The 19,573-nt window shown below is 66.4% G+C and carries 18 protein-coding genes; 5 read left to right on the forward strand and 13 right to left on the reverse strand.

Translation table 11 applies throughout. The annotated features are described in order from the left end of the window. On the reverse strand, nt 1-441 hold a 441-nt coding region (locus EB084_00740), incomplete at its 3' end, for a YebC/PmpR family DNA-binding transcriptional regulator (GenBank protein NDD26782.1). Between the two features lie 61 nt (nt 442-502). Then, nucleotides 503-1,642 carry a hypothetical protein gene (locus tag EB084_00745; protein ID NDD26783.1) on the reverse strand — a complete coding sequence of 380 codons (1,140 nt, stop codon included), beginning with the start codon at nt 1,640-1,642 and terminating at the stop codon, nt 503-505. Between the two features lie 117 nt (nt 1,643-1,759). Here EB084_00745 and EB084_00750 point away from each other — a divergent pair, with 117 nt between their 5' ends. Together EB084_00750 and EB084_00755 are read left to right on the forward strand one after the other, a co-directional pair. Further along, a complete protein-coding gene (locus tag EB084_00750) occupies nt 1,760-2,359 on the forward strand; it encodes a hypothetical protein (GenBank protein ID NDD26784.1) in 600 nt (199 codons plus the stop codon). A 185-nt stretch (nt 2,360-2,544) separates the two neighbouring features. Continuing rightward, complete coding sequence (locus tag EB084_00755; GenBank protein NDD26785.1) at nt 2,545-3,027, forward strand: hypothetical protein; 483 nt, start codon at nt 2,545-2,547, stop codon at nt 3,025-3,027. Between the two features lie 177 nt (nt 3,028-3,204). Here the strand turns inward: EB084_00755 and EB084_00760 are convergent, their stop codons facing one another. The 3 genes from EB084_00760 to rimO all read right to left on the reverse strand — a co-directional run bounded on the left by EB084_00760 (nt 3,205) and on the right by rimO (nt 7,338). Further along, a complete protein-coding gene (locus tag EB084_00760) occupies nt 3,205-4,527 on the reverse strand; it encodes an asparagine--tRNA ligase (protein ID NDD26786.1) in 1,323 nt (440 codons plus the stop codon). A 73-nt stretch (nt 4,528-4,600) separates the two neighbouring features. After that, a complete protein-coding gene (locus EB084_00765) occupies nt 4,601-5,866 on the reverse strand; it encodes a tetratricopeptide repeat protein (protein ID NDD26787.1) in 1,266 nt (421 codons plus the stop codon). A gap of 47 nt (nt 5,867-5,913) precedes the next feature. Continuing rightward, a complete protein-coding gene (gene rimO, locus EB084_00770) occupies nt 5,914-7,338 on the reverse strand; it encodes a 30S ribosomal protein S12 methylthiotransferase RimO (GenBank protein NDD26788.1) in 1,425 nt (474 codons plus the stop codon). 156 nt (nt 7,339-7,494) lie between these two features. Between rimO and EB084_00775 the strand changes: the two genes are divergently transcribed. Next, complete coding sequence (locus EB084_00775; protein NDD26789.1) at nt 7,495-7,899, forward strand: hypothetical protein; 405 nt, start codon at nt 7,495-7,497, stop codon at nt 7,897-7,899. A gap of 362 nt (nt 7,900-8,261) precedes the next feature. Here the strand turns inward: EB084_00775 and dctA are convergent, their stop codons facing one another. Then, nucleotides 8,262-9,506, reverse strand: a complete 1,245-nt coding sequence (gene dctA, locus EB084_00780) for a C4-dicarboxylate transporter DctA (GenBank protein ID NDD26790.1) — start codon at nt 9,504-9,506, stop codon at nt 8,262-8,264. Nucleotides 9,507-9,689: 183 nt separating this feature from the next. Here dctA and EB084_00785 point away from each other — a divergent pair, with 183 nt between their 5' ends. Together EB084_00785 and EB084_00790 are read left to right on the forward strand one after the other, a co-directional pair. Beyond that, on the forward strand, nt 9,690-10,343 hold the full coding sequence (locus EB084_00785; GenBank protein ID NDD26791.1) for a nitroreductase: 654 nt from the start codon (nt 9,690-9,692) through the stop codon (nt 10,341-10,343). Between the two features lie 88 nt (nt 10,344-10,431). Further along, the gene (locus EB084_00790) at nt 10,432-10,782 is read left to right on the forward strand and encodes an STAS domain-containing protein (protein NDD26792.1); all 351 of its coding nucleotides are present in this window, start codon (nt 10,432-10,434) and stop codon (nt 10,780-10,782) included. Between the two features lie 66 nt (nt 10,783-10,848). On the opposite strand, the gene EB084_00795 is transcribed toward EB084_00790, so the two are convergent. From EB084_00795 to EB084_00825, 7 genes are all read right to left on the reverse strand, one after another. After that, nucleotides 10,849-13,017, reverse strand: a complete 2,169-nt coding sequence (locus tag EB084_00795) for a hypothetical protein (GenBank protein NDD26793.1) — start codon at nt 13,015-13,017, stop codon at nt 10,849-10,851. Further along, on the reverse strand, nt 13,014-14,150 hold the full coding sequence (locus tag EB084_00800) for an ABC transporter ATP-binding protein (GenBank protein ID NDD26794.1): 1,137 nt from the start codon (nt 14,148-14,150) through the stop codon (nt 13,014-13,016). Before EB084_00800 ends, EB084_00795 begins: the two co-directional genes overlap by 4 nt. Nucleotides 14,151-14,365: 215 nt before the next feature. Next, nucleotides 14,366-15,955 (reverse strand): hypothetical protein, encoded by a 1,590-nt coding sequence (locus EB084_00805; GenBank protein NDD26795.1) that lies wholly within the window; start codon nt 15,953-15,955, stop codon nt 14,366-14,368. Then, the gene (locus EB084_00810) at nt 15,784-16,785 is read right to left on the reverse strand and encodes a hypothetical protein (protein NDD26796.1); all 1,002 of its coding nucleotides are present in this window, start codon (nt 16,783-16,785) and stop codon (nt 15,784-15,786) included. Before EB084_00810 ends, EB084_00805 begins: the two co-directional genes overlap by 172 nt. Further along, nucleotides 16,782-17,882, reverse strand: a complete 1,101-nt coding sequence (locus tag EB084_00815; GenBank protein ID NDD26797.1) for a hypothetical protein — start codon at nt 17,880-17,882, stop codon at nt 16,782-16,784. Before EB084_00815 ends, EB084_00810 begins: the two co-directional genes overlap by 4 nt. Further along, a complete protein-coding gene (locus tag EB084_00820; GenBank protein ID NDD26798.1) occupies nt 17,855-18,478 on the reverse strand; it encodes a hypothetical protein in 624 nt (207 codons plus the stop codon). Before EB084_00820 ends, EB084_00815 begins: the two co-directional genes overlap by 28 nt. Continuing rightward, nucleotides 18,475-19,563 carry an ABC transporter substrate-binding protein gene (locus EB084_00825; GenBank protein ID NDD26799.1) on the reverse strand — a complete coding sequence of 363 codons (1,089 nt, stop codon included), beginning with the start codon at nt 19,561-19,563 and terminating at the stop codon, nt 18,475-18,477. Before EB084_00825 ends, EB084_00820 begins: the two co-directional genes overlap by 4 nt. Nucleotides 19,564-19,573 lie beyond the last annotated feature (10 nt).

A 19,573-nucleotide genomic window follows, 5' to 3' on the forward strand; every position in this document is an offset into this window, starting at 1 on the left:
GATGGCGTCGAGGGCGAGCGAGATGATGCCCTGCTTCTTGAACATCCAGCCGACGCACCCGCTCTCGCCGAGATTGCCGCCGTACTTCGAGAACAGGTGGCGCATGTCGGCCGCGGTGCGATTGCGGTTGTCGGTTGCCGCGTCAACCATGATGGCCACGCCGTGAGGACCGTAGCCCTCGTAGGTGATCTCCTCGAAGTTGGCCCCGTCGCCGCCTCCCGTCGCCTTCTCGATGACGCGCTTGATGTTGTCGGCGGGCATGTTCACCTCGCGGGCCCGCAGAATGGCGTTCTTGAGCGAGAAGTTGGCGGCCGGATCACCCCCGCCGCGCCGCGCGGCAAGGAAGATCTCCTTGGAGACCTTGGTGAACATCTTGCCCTTCTGGGCGTCGACCTTCGATTTCTTGACCCGGATGTTGTGCCACTTCGAATGTCCGGACACGACCGTCTCTCCTTCTCGAGGTTTGCCTGGTTCTTGGGATGGATGCCGCTCTCTTCCTGTCTCAGGGAGGGCTGGCGGGACAAGGGGGAATGGGAAGGGAGAGGATGAACGCAGCGCCCCCGCTCGCCGTGCCCTCTACCCGCACGTCGCCCCCATGCGCCTGGGCAAAGGCGCGCCCCGCCACCAGCCCCAGGCCAGCGTTCTCGCTGGACGCGCGCGTGGTGTAGAACGCCTCGAAGATGCGCGCGCAATCCTCTTGCGCCACTCCCGGTCCGCTGTCGGCGACCACGATCTCGATGACCGATCCGGAGGTGCGGGTGGTCACCTCGAGCAGTCGGTCCCCCGTGGTGAGCATCGCTTCGATGGCGTTGAGCACGAGGGCGAGCACGGCATGGCGCAAGGCGCTCACGTCGACCACGATGCCAGGGAGGTGCGCGTCGAGTGAGACGCTCACGCGAATGCGGTTGCGCTTCGTGAGGTACTCTGTGAAGGCGAGGACATCATCGACGATCGGGCCCACCTCGACGGCCACGGGGGCGGCGCGATCGACGCGGCAGAAGCGAGCCAGCCGTCCCACGAGGTCGCGACAGCGCTGGGCGCATCCCTCGATCTCCTTGATGTCTTCGAGCGCTGTGCCGCTCATGCTCTCTTGCAGCAGCTGTGCGTAGCCGAGGATGCCGGTGAGCGGATTGTTGATGTCGTGGCACACGCCGCGCACGAGTGACAGGGCGGCCCCCGCTCGATGCGACGCGACAGCGAGCCGGGTCACGCGCGCCAGCTCCTGCTGTGCGAGATCGCGCTCGAGACACGCCTGCCGCCCTTCCCGGATCAAGGCGCGCACCGCTGTGGTCTGCGCCGACAGCAGAAAGATCCGCGCCAGTGCGGCTTCCTCGTCGATGACGTCGCCTTCGACCGTTTCATCGGCCCCGTTCCGCAAGGCTTCGAGGGCGCGCTCCGGCGCCCCCGAAGGGGCCAGCGCGACCACGACGGCTGTGGGGTGTGCCTGTCGCACCGCAGAGAGAAGCGCGGAAACCTCGATGTTCGCCGTTCTGAGGTCGGCGATGATGGCGTCGGCGGGCACGGCCGCGATCCGGGCCACCGCTTCGGTCGCGGCGAGCACCGTGACAGACGGGGGCGCAGACGGCCCCAGTGCCGCGCGGGCGGATGCTTGCTCGAGGGGCGTGATGAACAGCAGGTGCATGGGTCGTGGGGGCTTCTACGCGTCCGAGATGCCTCCTTTCGCTCACAGAGGCGGTGGCTCTCTCCTCCCTCCCCGTCTGCAGGAACCCTTGCATCGTGTGCGAAGAGAAAGCGCCCTATGAAGCACCTGAACCGTCGATTCCTGCTCGTTCTCGCCTCGCTGATCGTGCTCGCCGTGCCCGCGCGCGCCTACGAAGACTATCTCTTCAACTTCAGCATCAAGGGTCCGAAGGGCTGGCTCGCCATGCCCACGGCCAGCGTTCCCGGCACCTACCGCTTCGGCTGGACGTCTCCAGAGTGGGGAATGCCAAAGGCCCGCAACGTCTGGGGGTCCACCATCAGCGTGTTCGTCCAGGACACCGAGGGGCACACCGCACAAGACCTGCTCGAGAAGAACGTCGCCGTCATCTCGGGCAAGACCGAGGTCAAGCCGGATCCGCGCGCCAATCTTCGCGTCGTGAAGCAGCAGACCATCACGGTCGACGGCAATCCGGGGTTCGTGATGGAGGTGCTGGGAAACGGCACGGGTTTTGCCATCTCGGTGCCCGTCGACCCGAAGGCGAAGAACCCGTTCAAGATGGTGCCCACGCGTCAGCGCTGGTTCTGCGTGGTGAAGGGCAAGAACCTCATCGGGGTGCTCAGCACCTGCCCCGACAGCCTCTACAAGAAGTATGCGCCGACGTTCACCGCGACCGAGAAGACGCTTCAGGTGCGCTAGTACGTCAACCGAATGACGCTCCCGCGCTCGCAGTGCCGTGCACGCCCATCGCTCAGCACACTCGCGAGCGCTTTTCTTTTGCTGGCGCTGATATCGGCTGCTGGCGCCAGTCCGCCTGAAAAAGAGGTGTGTCTCACGCTCAGCACTGACCCGCCTGGTGCAGCTGTGTTTCTCGTGACTGGGTTCTGGGCGATTTTCGCCTGGTCGAACGGCTGGGGGGCGGAGCCACCGGAACCGTCTACCGCGGTGTGCCCGTGAAGGCTGTGAAAGAAGATTCTGGCCTGTCGAGCGTGGCCGTGAAAGTGCTCTCGCCGGAGCTGTCGTCTGATGACGTGTTTCGACGGCGCTTCGAGCGTGAGGCCCGCCTGAGCTTGTCCCTGAAGCACCCCAATCTGCTGCGGGTCATCGATGCCGGCGCACATGACGGCCTCCTCTACCTGGTGATGGACCTCATCCAGACCGGTTCGGGAGGCTGGCGTCCAGGCGACGGCGTGCTGAGCCCACGCGCCACGCTCGATGCGCTTGCGCAGGTCTTCGCCGGCGTGCAGGCGTTGCACGACGCGGGCATCGTGCACCGCGACCTCAAGCCAGAGAATGTCTTGTGGACCCGAGCGCGGGCTGGCCAACGTGTTGCGCAGCTGCTCCGGCGCCGTGCAGGGGGGGCATGAGCGTGCTGCGGCGGCCTGCCCCCCCCGTTGGGGTGAGACAGTGTGCGAAGCGCGTTGATCTCGCGACGCAGCCGACGCGTGAAACCTTCGTCTCGCACGGTTGCTCTTCAACCCCACCTGGACCAGGCCCCCTTGCGTGCGCTCGCTGCGATGAGAGACGTTGCTTCTCTCGCGCGGCTACGGCGTCATGCGATAGAGCATGCGCGCGAAGGGAATCGTCTCGCGAATGTGGTCGAGCCCACAGATCCAGGCCACCACGCGCTCGATGCCCATGCCAAAGCCGGCGTGCGGTACCGAGCCGAAGCGGCGCAGGTCGAGGTACCACGTGAACGCCTCTTCCGGGAGCTTGTGCTCGTGGATGCGCGAAAGCAGGGCGTCGAGGTCGTCCTCGCGCTGGCCGCCGCCGATGATCTCGCCGTACCCCTCGGGTGCGAGCAGGTCGGCGCAGCGGGCCAGCTCGGGACGCTCGGGGTTGGTCTTCATGTAGAAGGCCTTGCACGCGATGGGGTAGCTGTGCACGAACACCGGGGTCTCGAACGCCTCGGCCAGCACGGTCTCCTCATCGCCGCCGAAGTCGTCTCCCCACTTCACGTCCTTGCCCTTCTCTTGCAGCAGCTTGATCGCGTCGTCGTACGAGAGCCGCGCAAACGGTGCCACCACCTTCTCGAGACGAGCGGTGTCGCGCTCGAGCACCTTGAGCTCGGCGGCGCGCTTCTTCAGGACGCGCTGCACCACGTACGAGACGAACTGCTCCTGCACGGCCATGTTCTCTTCTTGCTCGCAGAAGGCCATCTCCGGCTCGATCATCCAGAACTCCATGAGGTGACGGCGCGTCTTCGACTTCTCGGCCCGAAAGGTCGGCCCGAAGCAGTACACCTTGCCGAAGGCCATGGCGGTGGCTTCGTTGTAGAGCTGTCCGCTCTGCGAGAGGAAGGCGTCGCTGTCGTCGACATACTTCGTCTTGAAGAGATTGGTGGTGCCCTCACACGCGTTGGAGGTGAGAATCGGCGCGTCGACCCGCAAGAAGCCCTGCTCGTCGAGCCAGTCCTCACACGCCTTGATGATTTCGTGTCGAATGCGCAATATGGCGTGCTGACGCGAAGAGCGCAGCCAGAGATGGCGATGATCCATCAAGAAGTCGACGCCGTGGTCCTTGGGCGTGATGGGGAAGTCTCTCGAGTCTCCGATCACCTCCACGTCGCGCACCGCGAGCTCGAAGCCCCCTGGGGCACGGCTGTCTGCGCGAACCTCACCCGTGACCACCAGCGAGGTCTCCTGCTGGAGCGCGCCGAGCGATTCGAACAGCTCAGGGGTCACGTCGTTGCGTCCGGCGACCCCCTGTATCTGCCCGGTCCCGTCTCGAAGGATGAGGAAATGGACGTTCTTGCTCGATCGCTTGTTGCGCAGCCACGTGCGCAGGCGCACGAGGCTTCCCTCATGAGCGCCCACGCCCTCGATGGTGGAGTACGGCGGAAGGGTCTGGACGGTGATGTCGGACATGGCTCTCCTGGAATGCGTGGAATGGCGGGCGGCGCTTCGGCAAGGGCGTTGCGCACCCCTGTGACGCGGGGGTCTATTTCTTGTTCGAGACGCGGTTGTCCCGACGGGTCACGACGAGAAGGCACTCCTGGGCCTCTTCGCAGTCCGGCTTGAGGTCGAGGGCCTTCTTCCAGGCGTTGCGCGCCTGCACCCCAAGACCTCGCGCGTGGTAGATGCGACCCATCAGCACGTACCCGTCGACCAGACAGGGGTCGATCTGCAGCGCCTTCTTGATCTCCTTGAGCGCGGCATTGTGGTTTCCCAGCTCGAAGTACGCCTGCGCCAGGCCCTTGTGCAGAACCGACGATCGTGCGTCGTTCTTGAGGGCCTCCTTGTAGCAGGCAATGGCATCTTCCCAGCGGTTGTTGCGCCCGTGCACCAGCGCCAGCGACGCCATGGCCTCGGCGTTCTGGGGCTCGAGCTCGAGCACGCGCTCGAACATCTCCTGGGCCTCGCGCTCCCGGTTCTGCTGCAGGTACAGCGAGCCCAGGAGAACGTAGGTCTCGGTGAAGCTGGGCTCGAGTCGCAACGCCTCTTCGAGACGGGTGACGGCTTCGTCGACGTACCCACGGTGGGCAAGCGAGTGGCCCAGGTTGTAGAGGGCGTCAGGATTGGTGGGTGAGAGGCGCGTGGCCCGTCGGAACTCGACGATGGCCGGATCGAGCCAGCCCAGATGCATGTAGACAACGCCCAGGTTGATGTGGGTGCGCGCAAAAGAAGGGTCGAGCTTGATGCAGGCCTTCAGCTCGTCGACGGCGGCGTGCAGCTCACCCAGCGAGAGATGGATCACGCCTCGCAGGTTGCGGGCATCGAGGTGATACGGATTGACCTTGAGGATCTTCTCGATCTGGGACTGGGCCTTCTTGTACTTGCCCTGCTCGACGTAGGCCTCGGCCAGGGACAGCCGCAGCTCCCAGTCTTCCGGGTTCAGCTGCAGCGCTTCCTGCCAGTACTTGATGGCCGTGGCGTACTCTTCTTTCTGGAAGTAGGCCAGTCCGAGGTAGAAGAGGGCTTCTTCGCAAGCGGGCCCGAGCTCGAGGGCCATCTTGAAGAAGTGGATGGCGCGTTCAAGGTCGCCTGTCTCGGCATATGCGACGCCGAGATCGAGCCGCACCTCAGCGTGCTCGCGGTCAAGTGCCGCAGCCTGGAGCCACGCCTTGATCGCCTCGTCGAGCTGCCCCTTCTCGCGATGCGCCCGCCCCATCTGGAGGCTGCTCTCAAACGAGTGCGCCTTCTGGTACGGGAACAGACTGATGACCTTCGAGTCTGCGCTTCGTACCCGACCGCCCTCGTCTTCCATGCGAGCCGTTCGCGCCTTTCGCTGATCTGGGCCTGGGGCGTCTGCCGTCAGGCGAGGGCCGCCGACACGGCGTCGATGGAGCCCACGAGGTCGTAGGGGTGCGCGCCCGTGATGCGCACGTTCTGGAACTCGCCCACGCGCGCTCCACGACCGTTCACGAACACGGTGCCGTCGATCTCGGGTGCGTCGGACTCGGTTCGACCGAGGTACCGCGCGCCTGCCGGGAACTTCACGATAGCGCGCCCGATTCCTGCCTCAGCCTCGCCGCCACGGCTCTCCGGCGCGTCTGGGCGCAGGTCGGCACCGGGCACTTCCTGGTCGATGAGAACGCGGATGGTCTTTCCGATGCGGGCCGCATTGCTCTCGTGGGAGATGCGCTGCTGCAGCTCGTAGGCGCGCTTGAAGCGGCGGCGCTTCACCCCGTGGGCCACCTGGCCCTTGAGCAGCGCGGCGGGCGTGCCCTCTTCCTTGCTGTACGTGAAGACGCCCACGCGGTCGAAGCGCACATCGCCCATGAAACCGAGCAGCTCTTCAAAATCGTCTTCGGTCTCCCCCGGGTAGCCCACGATGAATGTGGTGCGAAGCGTGATGCCGGGCACCTTCTCGCGCAGCTTCATCATCAGCTCGGTGTAGAACTTCCGATCGCCGGGCCGCGACATGGCGCGGAGCACCCGGCCGCTGGCGTGCTGCAACGGCATGTCGATGTACTTGCAGACCTTGGGGTTGCGCGCGATGACGTCGATGGTGGCGTCATCGAGCGACGTGGGATAGGCATACATGACGCGAAGCCATTCCACGCCGGGCACCTCGGAGAGACGGTCGAGAAGCTCTCCCAGGGCGCGGCGCCGATACAGGTCGCGCCCGTAGTCGGTGATGTCCTGGGCGATGAGCACCAGCTCCTTGGCTCCTCTGGCTGCGAGTCGCGTGGCTTCCTCCACGATCGACTCCATGCTGCGCGAGCGGAACCCCCCGCGGATGGTGGGGATGATGCAGAACTTGCAGGTGTGGTTGCACCCCTCCGAGATCTTGAGGTAGGCCCAGTGACGGGGTGTGGAGACCTGGCGCTCGAGGACCTGCTCATAGTCGATGCGCTCCTCGGTGAAGGCCAGCGCCTTGCCGCCTTCGAGCGTCTTGTCGATGATCTCGTCGATGCGCGGAAACTCGTCGGTGCCTATCCAGACGTCGACCTCGGGCATCTCCTTGGGCAGCTCGGCGCGGTAGCGCTGCGAAAGGCATCCCGTCACGGCAAGGAGCTTGCAGTCACCCTCGCTCTTGTAGCGTGCGAGCTCGAGGATGGTCTGAATGGATTCCTCCTTGGCCGATCGCACGAAGGCGCACGTGTTCACGATGATCATCTGAGCCTCGCCGGGCGTCGCGATGGCCTGATGCCCGCGCTGGTCGAGACGGCTCATCATGATCTCGGAATCGACGAGGTTCTTCGGGCATCCGAGGCTCACGAGATGGTAGTTCACGGTGCGGCTTCCCCTTGCGAAATCAGCCCGCAGTATAGCACTTCACGCGTCAAGTTGCAAATCTGGCGAGCAGCGTGGGGGTGACGTGACGGCGGTCACGGTCTGTCTGCCGCTGTTTGAGGGCCATCACGGTGCGCGCCGTGGAGAAGGCGTATCGTGAAGACATCGAGAGAAGAGAGCTGTGAGGAACGAAACGTGAGAACCTTCGAGGCCATCGTCGAGACCCAGGTGCGTCAGATCAACCGGCGTGAGGCCAGTCGCTACCACATGACGCCTGCGCAGATGGGCATCGGCCTGTCGTCAGAGCCTGGCGCCGAGGTGCTCGACTACAGCCACGGCGGTCTGCGCCTGCGCACATCGACGCCGCTGGCCGAGGGCACACGACATCGCTTCACGGTGAGCCTTCCCTGCGCAGCATCGCGCGACATCACCTTCCAGGTGCGCTGGTCGAAAGGCTGTGAATGTGGCCTGGAGGCCGTCAACACCCCGGAGGTGCCAGAGGCGGTGCGCCTGATGACTGAAGCCGTCATGGCCCTGGTGGCGCGCAGCGAGGCGGCTTGACCTGCCGGGGCGCGCAGCGAGGGCAGACGCGAGCGCTGCGGCCGATGCCCCCCCCAAAAAAACCGACAGGCGGCTTGCGCCGCCTGTCGACGGAGAACTCGCGCGTAGCGTGCTACGCGCCCACCCCTCCGAGGGTGGGTCTCATACTGTCAGAAGGAATCGGACCCACCTCCTTCCCTGCCGCGCGTGCGCGACATGCGAGCTCCAGGGCGGCCAACCCTCGCCCGCTATCGCGATCCCTGGCCGGGGACCGCGAGTTCTAAAACGTTGCTTGCGATGCGTGCATCGTAGCACATCTCCCCTCTGTCAGTCAAGAAGAGATGGCGTTGCGCAACACGCGTGAATCGGCGTCACTGCGCCATTCATGCCCGATCGATCGGGCCCGCGGCCAAGGCGTTGCGCGCACGATCCACATCGAGCTCTCCCTCCCAGTGTGACACCACGAGCGCCGCCACGCCGTTCCCCACGAAGTTGGTGAGCGCGCGCGCTTCCGACATGAAGCGATCGACGCCCAGGAGCATGGTGATCGACGAGACGGGCAGCGTCTGGGTGGCGTTCAGGGTTGCGGCAAGGGTGATGAAGCCGCCCCCCGTGACGGCCGCCGCTCCTTTCGAGGTGAGCATGAGCACGAGCAGGAGGAACATCTGATCTTGCAGCGGCAGCGGCGTGTTCGTGGCCTGCGCCAGGAAGACCGCCGCCATCGTCAGGTAGATGGATGTTCCGTCGAGGTTGAATGAGTAGCCTGTCGGCACCACGAGACCCACCACCGATCGAGGACAGCCCAGTTCCTCCAGGCGTGCCATCAGGTTGGGCAATGCCGCCTCTGAAGATGAGGTTCCCAGCACCACGAGGAGCTCGTGCCGGATGTAGGCGATGAAGGCAACGATGGAGAGACCGAGAGCGCGCATGGCAAGCCCGAGCACCACGAGCACGAAGAGCAGGCAGGTTGCGTAGACGCACAGCATCAGCCAGACCATGCTGGCCAGCGACTCGACCCCGTACCGCCCCACGGTGAATGCCATGGCCCCGAAGGCACCCAGGGGCGCCAGACGCATGATGAGGGCTACAATGTCGAACAGGGCCTCACTCCCCCGTTCGGTGAGCTCGAGCAGCAGATGGCCACGCTCTCCCAGTCGTGCAAGGCTGAATCCGCAGAGCACCGCAATGACGAGCACCTGAAGCATGTCACCGCTCGAGAACGCGCCGACAAAGGTTTCTGGAACGGCGCCCATCACGAAATCGACAAATCCTCGTGCCTTGCTGGGGTCGGCCACCTTGGCCAGATCGGCTGTGCCCACGGTCGACGGCGGAGGCGTCACGCCGCTGCCGGGCTTCACCAGATTCACCACGACGAGTCCGATGACGAGGGCCAGCGTGGTCATTCCCTCGAACCATATCAGGGCCTTCACGCCCACGCGTCCGACTTTGCGCATATCGCCCATGCCCGCGATGCCCACCACCACGGTGGCAAAGACCAGGGGCGCGATCACCATCTTCACCAGCTTTATGAAGATCAGCCCCAGCGGCTCGAAGCGGACCGCGAGCGCGGGCGAGACGAATCCGACCGCCGCGCCCAGTGCCACGGCTACGAGCACCGCGAGATACAGGCGTCCGGAGGCCGGAGAGGCAGAGGCGTCTGGAGTGATGGGAATCTCCTCGGGTCGTGTTGAACCGCCTCTTCGCGAATCCGGCCCCTTCTCCCTGGCTTCGGCCGACCTGCGCACCGTTCAGCTGGCGCGGGCATCAAGCGCTCAGGAGCAAATCTCATGACCGACAAAGAACCCTTCGGCATGCCCATCGAAGAGGCGATGCGCACCCAGCGTGCCATGCGCCGGCTCAAGGCCGACCCCGTCGACGACAGCCTGGTCTTGCACCTCGTCGATCTGGCCATGCGAGCGCCCAGCGGGGGCAACCAGCAGAGCCAGCAGTTCATCGTGGTGCGCGACCGTGCGGTCATTCGCCGTCTCGGCACGCTCAACCGAAGAGCGTGGCGGGTTTATGGAGGACTCGGTCGGCTTGCCATGCGTGGCAACGATAAGATGAATCGGCTCATGGACGCGGGCGATCACATGGCCGAGCACTTCGACGAGATCCCGGTCGTCGTGGTGGCCTGTCTGCGCGGGCGGGCTCCCCTGCTCCCCCATCTGGCCGTCGCCTCGTACTACGCGTCGATCTTCCCATCGGTGCAGAACCTGCTGCTCGCTGCGCGGGCGGCGGGGCTCGGGGCGTGCCTCGTCACCCTGCCGCTGTGGAACGTGCGCGCCCTGAAGCGCGCCTTGTCTCTCCCGGGGAATGTGACGCCCTGCGCCATCATCCCCCTGGGCTGGCCGATGGGGCGTTACGGGCCTACGACCCGTCGCCCGGTGGGCGAGGTGGTGCATCTCGATCGGTGGGGGAACCAGCCTTTCAGAGACCTTGGAGGCGCCACATCTGACCCGTCCTGAGCGCGAGGGTTTTGAACTGCGTGCGCGTGGGTAGCCTGACCCCCGTGCGAAGGCGCCGTGGAAGCCTTCCATCGACGAGGGAGATGCCATGGACCTTTTGCAGGTGCGCGAGCGCGCGCTGTCGTCAGAGATCGAGATCGTGGAGGTTGCCGGTGAGATCGACGTCTACACGGCCCCGCGGCTTCGCAGCCATCTCGAGGAGGTCATCGCACGCGGCGCGCCGCTGGTTGGCGTGGCGCTCGACGATGTGCGGTATCTCGACAGCTCAGGACTGGCGGCACTCATCGCTGCTCAGGCCGCACTCGACCAGCGACACGGGCGCTTGATACTGATCACGTCGAAGCCGCGCATCGTTCGCCTGCTGCAGCTCACGGGGCTGGCCGATGTCTTCACCGTTGTGGGGGAGATCAGCGAGGTGCCCCGCCTTCTCGAGGCCTGAAGGTGCCGGCTTTGGCGGGAACCGACCTGTCGAAGCCGGCGCGCGGCAGCCTCACGTCTTTTACACTCAGGCGGCGGGATCGAGGACCTCTGCCGTAAGGCCCTTCGACGTGTGGTTCGACAGGCGCTGCATCGTGGCGCTCCACAGCAGCAGCGTGAGCGAGACCATCACGCCCGTGGCCGCCACGAGGTGGACGAAGCTCACGAACGGATCGTGTGAGACGATGCCGAGGTCAGCCAGGAAGCGGGATCCTGCCGTGAGCGACGGCATGAACGAGAGCACGGCCGTGACGGGAGAGCCCGCGCCCAGTGAGGCATAGAGGCAGAAGGTGAGGCCAAGAGCCGCCACGCGTCTCACTGGAGAGGAACCGCTCGCCATCGCGCTCATCGAGCCGTAGAGAAAGCCGCCGGCCAAGACGAGCGGGAGCAGGACGGGCGCGGCGAAGAAGCTTGCCAGCACGATGGTCAGGCCCAGCAGATGGGCGTCGTGCGACGTGCGGCTCACCGCAGACGCCCACAACCCGAGCGCAGCCGCCGCGGCGGCGACAGACAGTGCATAGATGTAGAGCGAGAGCACCTCGAAGCTCGTGAGCCCCCCCGTGCAGACGAAGATGACCAGCACGGGAAAGGCCACCGTCATCTGCGTGAGGGGCAGCGTGATGGCGCCCATCAGCTTGCCGAACATGGCCTCGTCGCAGGAGATGCCGGTCAGGGCCAGGTCTTCCCAGGTGCGTCGTGAGCGCTCTCCCGTGACCGCCGTGGCCAGGAACGCGGAGAAGCGCATCGAGAGATACAGCAGCAGGAGAACGATGGCTCCCGTGAGACCGACGTGCAACGAGGTCTGAGAAGCCGCCGCTGCCTGGGTCGGGGTGATTTTCGAAACGGGCTTCGCCGGCGTGTCGAGGCCCAGGGCTCTGGCCGTTCCCGCGTCGGGTTGGCGCTGCTCCACCATGGCGGGCTGCGCGGTCTGGTTGCGGGGAGAGGTGTAGAACTTGAGCGAGCCCTTCGGCAGGCTGACGCCGTAGCTCTCGAGGAGCATCAGGCGCAGGCAGGCGATGGACGTGTGCCCCTCGACCACCACCGTCGTCTCGTATGCCGAGGTGTAGTCGTTCGGCGCACTCGTGGGGGCGACGTAGAGGGCCAGCGTCCCTTCCTTGGGAGCGGCCTCACGGGTCGCCTTCGCATCGGTGGTGTGGATGAACGCGGTGGAACGGATTTTCGCACCGCGCTCGCGAGAGGTCTTCAGATCGTTGAGGGTCCAGAAATGGGAGTAGAAGCTCGGGGCGATCAGCAGGACCACGAAGACCAGGTAGCCGGGCCAGCGGCCCGCCCCCGCCCGCAGCTGACCCACCATCTCTCGCAGGAACGACGGGTTCGAGGCGAGAGAGGGGAGCAGCCGGGTCACGAAGGTCTGCGCGCCCGCCCGATAGACGGGGTGGACCTGGGTGTCAGAGAGCCCTCCCCCACCCACGAGGCCGCGATTGAAGCGCGCGGCCGTGGCGGCCCAGAGAATCGCGCAGATCACGGGAACGGCCGCGATGTACAGGGCGGGCAGCCAGGTGTGAAGACCGCTGAATGCCTCAGGCACATCGAGCGAGGCAAGCGCGGCGAGCGGGTTCACGCTCGTGAAGACAGGAGGCGGGGTGGGCTGCAGGAACACGGCACCCACCACGAGATCGAAGAGCGGCGTGAGGAGCAGCCAGACGCCTCGGGCAACCCACCCAGTCACCACGGCCTGCGAGGTGCTGGCGCAGACGCTCGAAACGAAGAGTCCCCCCAGGGTGGCGAGCAGACCGGCCAGTGCGGCGATCACGATGGCGCCGAACGTCACCACGACCCCCTGATCGCCCCATATCCCGACCGCAACGACGGTGGGTGAGAGCACGGCCAGGAGGGTGAGCAGGCGGGTCAGCTCGGGTTGGATCTTGAGCAGGAGCACCTCGTTGGTGGTGAGCTGGGTCAGGCGCAGGCAGTCGAGGGTCTTCTTCTCGCGCTCCACTGTGAGGGCTCCGAAGGTTCCGTTGCCCACCCAGAGCGATGTGCCCAGAACCATGAAGAAGGTGGCGATGCTGAACATGGTGCAGCCGCAGACGCCGAGCATGAACGGCGTGAGAATGGCCACCGCGAACGCGAGCCCGACGGTGATCTCCCATCGGACCTGGGGAGACGCGTCGCCAGGGATGCGGCTCACAGGGGGCGTGAATGGCGTTCCTGGGCTGGTGTTCGACTGATTCATGGGGTGGAGTCCTCCCATCCTTCGCCTGCGCTGGTGACATTGAGATATGCGGTTTCGAGCGTGGACTGCTCTTCCGAGAAGCGGACGACCGGAAAGCCGTTCCGCACGAGATCGGTGAGCAGCGCGGCCAGACTGGCCTCATCGGCTCCCGCCATGCGGAAGATGACGCAGTCGGCGTCCCACCGAAGGCCATCGACATCGGTCCGGGCGCCGAGGAAGCTGAACATCTCCTCTTCGCGCGCCGCGGCCTTGACGCGGACGCGACGCCCGCCCTTGTCTGTGATGAGCTGCGCGGTCTGGGTCATGCACTCGAGGCGCCCGCGTCTGATGATGGCCACGCGAGTGCAGATGTCGGCCAGATCCTCGAGGACGTGCGAGCTGATGATCACGCTCGTGCCACGTCGCTGGGTACGCCTGAGGATCTCGCGGAGCTCGAGGCGGGCGAGGGGGTCGAGCCCGCTGGCCGGCTCGTCGAGGAGCAGCAGCTTTGGCCCGTGCTGCAGCGCGCGGGCCAGCCCGAGACGTTGCTTGAGGCCACGGGACAGGCCATCGACGGGCTGGTTCTCCATACCCTTGAGCCCAACCAGGGCAAGGGTCTCGTCGATGGCGTAGTCACGTGTCGCCGGTGGAAGGTGGTGGGCGCGCGCGAAGAACTCGAGATACTCGCGCACGAGCATGTCGTCGTAGACCCCCAGCACGTCCGGCATGAAGCCGATGCAGGCACGAACCTCTCGCGTGTCGGCCAGATCGAACCCGCACACCGTTGCGGAGCCCCGATCAGGCGAGGTGAGGGTCGCCAGGATGCGGAGCAGCGTCGTCTTGCCCGCACCGTTCGGCCCGACCAGGCCGACGATCTCGCCCGATTCGACGGTGAGCGACACGTCGTCGAGCACCGTGGTGCCGAGATAGCGCTTCGTGAGCCCGACAGCCCTTACCAGCGGAGTGGATGTCGCATCTGCGCCACCGCGCTGCCCGCGGCCCTCGCCGCGTGCCCGCAGACCGGCCAGATCGGCGTCGTGGGCAGCGCGTGACGCCACGTCGTCTCGATGGCGGTCGACGTCGACCCCGGTCTCCGTCGCGGATTCTAAAGGGACGAGGCGGCTGGTGGAGACCTGCCGCGGGTCTGTCGTCATCGGTCACGCTCCTGTCTGCTGCCCGCAATCGGGGGGAGCAGCCTGCTGAGACGTAGGGTCGTCATTGGCCATTGCTTTATTCCCAGGATGGGGGCGGATCCGTGCCCTCGACCGGCGGAGCACGGGTCGGGTGAGCGTCTGGGGCGGAAGGCCAGACTCCGCATGGATTCACGCTCGAGGCCGCCTGTTCCTTCGTCTGCGGCGGTCTGCGCGGGTCAGAGAAGAACGTAGGTAGGCATCTGACCGCCGCCCGTGGTGACATTGCTCACCCGGCTGCGCGACATGCGGCTCATGAAGCCGTGCATGCGCTCGCGGTAGAAGAACGGATCGATGTCTACGTAGTAGGGGTTCCAGGCACCGTCGAGATCCGGGAACGACGACTCGTGCAGCGCGATGGCGCACTGCACGACGTACCCCCCCTCGTGCGCTGCCCGCTCGACCTCGGCAGCCCAGGCATCAGGGGTGGCCTGCGAGCCGAGCAGCAGACCCTTGCCGCCGTAGTCGTCGTTGGGCTTGAGCACGAGCTCGCGCTGGCGGTCACGCGCCCAGGAAACCACGTTCGTGCGCTCTCCTTCGATCTCGGCCTCTCCGTTCGTCAGGGCGATCGTGAACGGCACGTGCGCGCGCGCCAGCGCTCTCTCCTCTTCGGTGAGGCTGCCGGTCCATCGCGGATCGTGCAGCAGGGTGAACACCAGCTTCTTGTGCAGCAGCTTGGTCCGGAAGCTGTTGACGAAGCACGCGGCCTGACGTCGGTAGGCCTCCTCGAACACGGCGCACGTGTCCTTGCGCTCGATGAACTCGGCGGTCAGCAGCCGGCGGTAGACGAGGTCGATGGGCCCGCCCCCGCCGTAGAGACGACCGTCGCGCAGCTCGAGCGCCCGCGGATCGACGATGACCGTGTCGATGTCGCGCGCGCGGAAGTGCTCGGCGAAGATCTCGAACTCGCCGCGGGTCACGACGGTCTCCCAGTCGACGATGCCGATGCGCGGCGACGAGCGGCCTCCCCATTCACGCCAGCAGGACAGCAGCGTGTCGAGGACGTCGTCCGCGCCGTCTTGTCGGTCGAGCGGCCGGGTGCGCCGGAAGTCGACGAGCGGAGGCAGGCGGTCGAACACGCGGAACAGGCGCTGGTTGTATCCGACGCCCGTGGGGCATTCGGCGTTGTACTCAACCAGATGGACCCCTTCAGCCGACACGAATGTGTCGAGGCGTGAGAGCGCGCTGAGATCGCTGTACCCTGGATCGACGGCGATGAGCGAGCGCTCGGCCTCGGTCACGCCCAGCGCGTCCTGCATCTCTCTATCTTCGAGGGCTTGCCGCGCGATGCGGTGCAGGGCGCGGGTCAGCGTGGTCACGACGTGGGTGATGTGATCGTGTAGCGCGGCGGTGAGGAAGTGAGGGCGGAAGGTGCTGCAGAGCATGCGGTTGGGGCCGTAGTCGAGACGCTCGGCGCGCATGTCTGCCTCGAATGCGGCCCGCAGGGTGGGCGTGGAGGCCAGATGGGCGTCGAGCACGGTGCGATAGGCCTGCGCGGCGGTTTCTGTGCGCTGCACCTCAACGGCGACGTCGAGGTCTGGGGAGACTTCCATGGGGCTCCCCTTCTCGGTTTTTCGAGCGGGCTCCTCTCGCGCGGTCAGCGGCTCGCGGGGGGGCGCAGCGCTTCGATGTCGTGCAGGATCGATGGATCGACGCGTCTGCACGCGAGCGCGCGCGCCATCGAGAGGGCCGCGCCGAGCTGCGCGCGCTGCCTCGCGTCGAAGGTGAGAAGCCGGTGCGCCCGCTCCGCGCTCGCCCGCCACGCCCATGACAGGCGCTGCGCTTCGTCGCGGGCTGAACGCATCGAGGCCAGGGTCGCTCTCCAGATGAGGAGACGATTCTCCGGCGCCAGCTCGTCGAAGAACCGACGATTGGCGATGAGAACGCTGGCGCTGATGGCGTGACGGGTGTCGAGCGTAAGCGGCCAGGACACGTCTGCGCTGCTCGCCCTCAAGCTCGAAGGCGCCAGGTCAGCGCCGTCCACGAATCCCTTCTGCGCCATCTCGGAGAGCCGTTCCAGCGGGGCAGGGACCGCCTCGCCGCCGAGCGCTTCCACGAATGCACCGGCGCTCGTGCTCTGCAACGTGGCCATGCGTGTCGACCGCAGCGTCAGCGGATGCCCCAGGCCCGCGGGTCCGACGAGCACGCGGAAATCGGGCCCCAGAAAGGCCAGGCCACGCATCCCTGCGGGACCGAGGGTGTCGAGGAGCGCCCTGCCGCACGGGCCGTGCAGCACGGTGATGGCGTGCGCCTCATCGACGAAGAGGCCGGGGGCATCGAGCACATCGAACGACGGGGAGAAGTTGGTGAGGGCCGCGCTGCTCACGACGGCCGCGGGGGGATCTCCGGCGATCACCGCTCTCACGAGCTCGAGCTCGCTGGCACTCGGCCGCCCCCACAGCGCGGGTCCAGCCACCGAGGCGTGCATCCGCCCTCCCGAGATGCGTTCGATCTCGGCACGGAACGAAGTCGCGGCCGCCTGCCGAATGGGATCACCGTCGGCGCCCAGCCCTATTCGGAGAGGGATTGCGCCCTGCACGCACGGGATCGTGATCAGGGCGATCAGAATCGCCGCGATGGCCGCTGCACGCACCCTCATGACTGCGTGTCCAGGAGCTTGTTGAGCATGTCTCGCCAACGGGCTGAGTCCACGGTGCGGCCAAGATATGACTCGGCCAGGGTGAGAAGGTTGGCGACGCGGCTCTCGAGGGGGACGAGCGGCAGGACGAGCATGAAGCGCGTCACCTCGCCTGCGACCCCCGTGCTCTCCACGCTGATGCTCCCGCCGTGGGCCACCGCGATGGCTTTTGCCAGAGGCAGTCCAAGTCCAGACCCACGAGGGCGCTCGAGCTCACGGCCACGCGTGGGCTTCGTGACCTGCCAGAAGCGTTCGAAGATGGCGACGTGATGGGTCGGATCGATTCCGCACCCCCGATCCTCCACCACGATGCACACGTTGCCCGCGCTTCCTGGATCGCTCAGGCTCACCCGCACCGCCGCGTCTGGCGGACTGGCGTGGACGGCGTTCTGCATCAGCTCGCTCAGCGCCTGTGCAAGCCGCTCGAGATCTCCCTCGATGACGCGCTCGTCTGCGATGAGCAGATCGATGCGCACGGCCCGCTCCTGCGCGACGATCTCGGCAGGCTCGAGCGCGGCACGGGCGAGGCGCGACAGAGAGAAGCGATCTCTTCTCCAGTTCATGCGCCCCGCATCGATGCGGGAGAGATCAAGAAGGTTGTTGATGAGGCGGGTCAGGCGCTCGGCCTCTCGCTGGACGATGGTGAGGAACTCGATGCGCATGGCGGGCTCATCGACACCGTCGATGAGCAGCTCGGCAAACGCCTTGACCGCGGTGAGCGGCGTGCGCAGCTCGTGCGAGACCACGACGAGGAAATCTGTCTTCTGACGGTCGGACAGCGAGAGGCGGGCGTGGGCTTCCTGCAGGTCATGGGTGCTCTGCTCGAGTGCGGCGCGGAACCCCTGCTCCTTCGCCAGAAGCGCGCGCAGCCGTGTCAGGATCTGGTTGAAGTCGTCGGCCAGCTGCCCGAGATCATCATCGGCGAACACGTGCGCCTGCTGCTCGAGATCTCCCTGACTCACCTTTGTGGTGAACTCGAGCAGTCGCGCCACACGCTGTCCGAGCAGGGCGCGCGCGCTGCGCTCCGCCCTCACCCTGCGCTCGAGGCGTTCCGCCATGCGATTGAACGTGACGCCCAGCGGCTCGAGATCACCGCGAATCCCGTGCCGACCGACGGGCACGCGATGCCCAGAGGCAGCGCCAGCCGGTGGGCCGCGATGACCGTGAGCACGGAGACGGCCAGCAGCAGCAGCAGGGAGGTCACCAGAACCTGCTGACGAGCCTGCCCCACGGCGTCGAGCATCGAGCGCGTCGAGAGCGACAGGTCGACCCTTCCGAGCGATCGCCCGCCGAGCGTGACGGGCGCGCTGACGTTCAATGTCTCGCTTCCCGCCGCCTCCGGCTGCGCGGGGCTGCCGCTCAGGGACGGGTCGCTGCAGGCGATGACCCTGCCGTGCGTGTCGATGACGCTGACCTGACGCACGTCCGGCTGAAGGAAGGCGCTGTTGACGTTCGACTGCAGCAAGGTCGGGTTCACGGTCTGCATCGCGTAGGCGCTGCTCGATGCCAGCAGGTCTGCCGTGGCCTGCGCCCGCGCGCGTGTCTCCTCCGCGAGCTGGACACGCTCACGACGCAGCAGCAGCAGCGAGTTGTAGGCCGCGAAGAGAAGCAGCACAGGCAGGGCGGCAATGAAGAGACGTGATCGCAGCGTCATCGCGCGAGGGTCCAGTGGCCGCTCTCGACCCGGATCATCACGAAGGCGTCGCGCCCCAGACCGTTGTGATCTGCAGGCGAGAAGTGGTAGCGCCCTCCGGTTCCGATGAAGTTCCGGGTCTCCTCGAGCCACGCGCGCAGCTTGACGCGAGACGGCTCACCGCCTGCCATCGGCAATGTCGCGTTCAGGCCGTCCCGAAAGAGGTTGAGGGCGTCCCAGGCGTGTCCGCCGAACGACGAGGCTGGCGTGTGGAAACGGCTCTCATACCATCGGCTGTACTGCGATTCGACCGCGCGCAGCGGGTGGTTCCACGCGAGCGTGTCAGACACCAGGAGGAGGCTTCCCGGGAAGAGGATTCCCTCGGCGGCCGGACCGGCCTCGTCGAGGAACTCCCGGGATGCGATGCCGTGACTGAAGATCAGCATCTGCGGCAGATCTGAAGCGCGAGCGAGACGCGCCACGATCGCGGGCCCCGGGCGCGTCGCCCATGTGATCAGCGCGCCGGCGTCGGAGCGCTTCACGTCGCTGATGAAGCGAGCGAGCGCTGCGCTGTCCGGGGTTGTCGCACTGAAGCGTGTAGAGGCGACGACGCGAATGCCCGCCGCCTCGGCCATCTCCTTCAGCGCAGCCTCCCCGCCCCGCCCGAATGAATCGTCGGCGCAGGCGATGGCGACGCGGGCCACATCGCGACGGGCGAGATGGTCATAGATGCGGCCCACGGCCTGGGTGTCGCCTGGAGCGTCCTTGAAGACCCACGGCCGCACCGGCTTCACAACCTCGTCTCCGGCTGCGAGCGACATCAACGGCACCCGGGCCGCTTCCACCACTGGGACGACCGCCATCGTCTCGGCGGTCGTGCTGGGGCCGATGATGGCCGACACCCGCGGGTTGGCGACCAGCTGCCGGGCGGCAGCGACTGCCGTATCGGGCTCGCCTCGCGTATCGAAGAGCTGCAGCTCGAGCCGGTGGCCATCGATGCCCCCTGCGGCGTTGAGATCGTCGATGTGCGCCCGCAGGGTGTTTGCTTCCGGCTGTCCGATGAACGAGGTTCGGCCGCTCGATGAGACCAGGGCGCCCACGACGATGGGTGCGGGC

It is taken from the genome of Pseudomonadota bacterium, from assembly GCA_010028905.1.
In the GTDB taxonomy this organism is placed as follows: domain Bacteria; phylum Vulcanimicrobiota; class Xenobia; order RGZZ01; family RGZZ01; genus RGZZ01.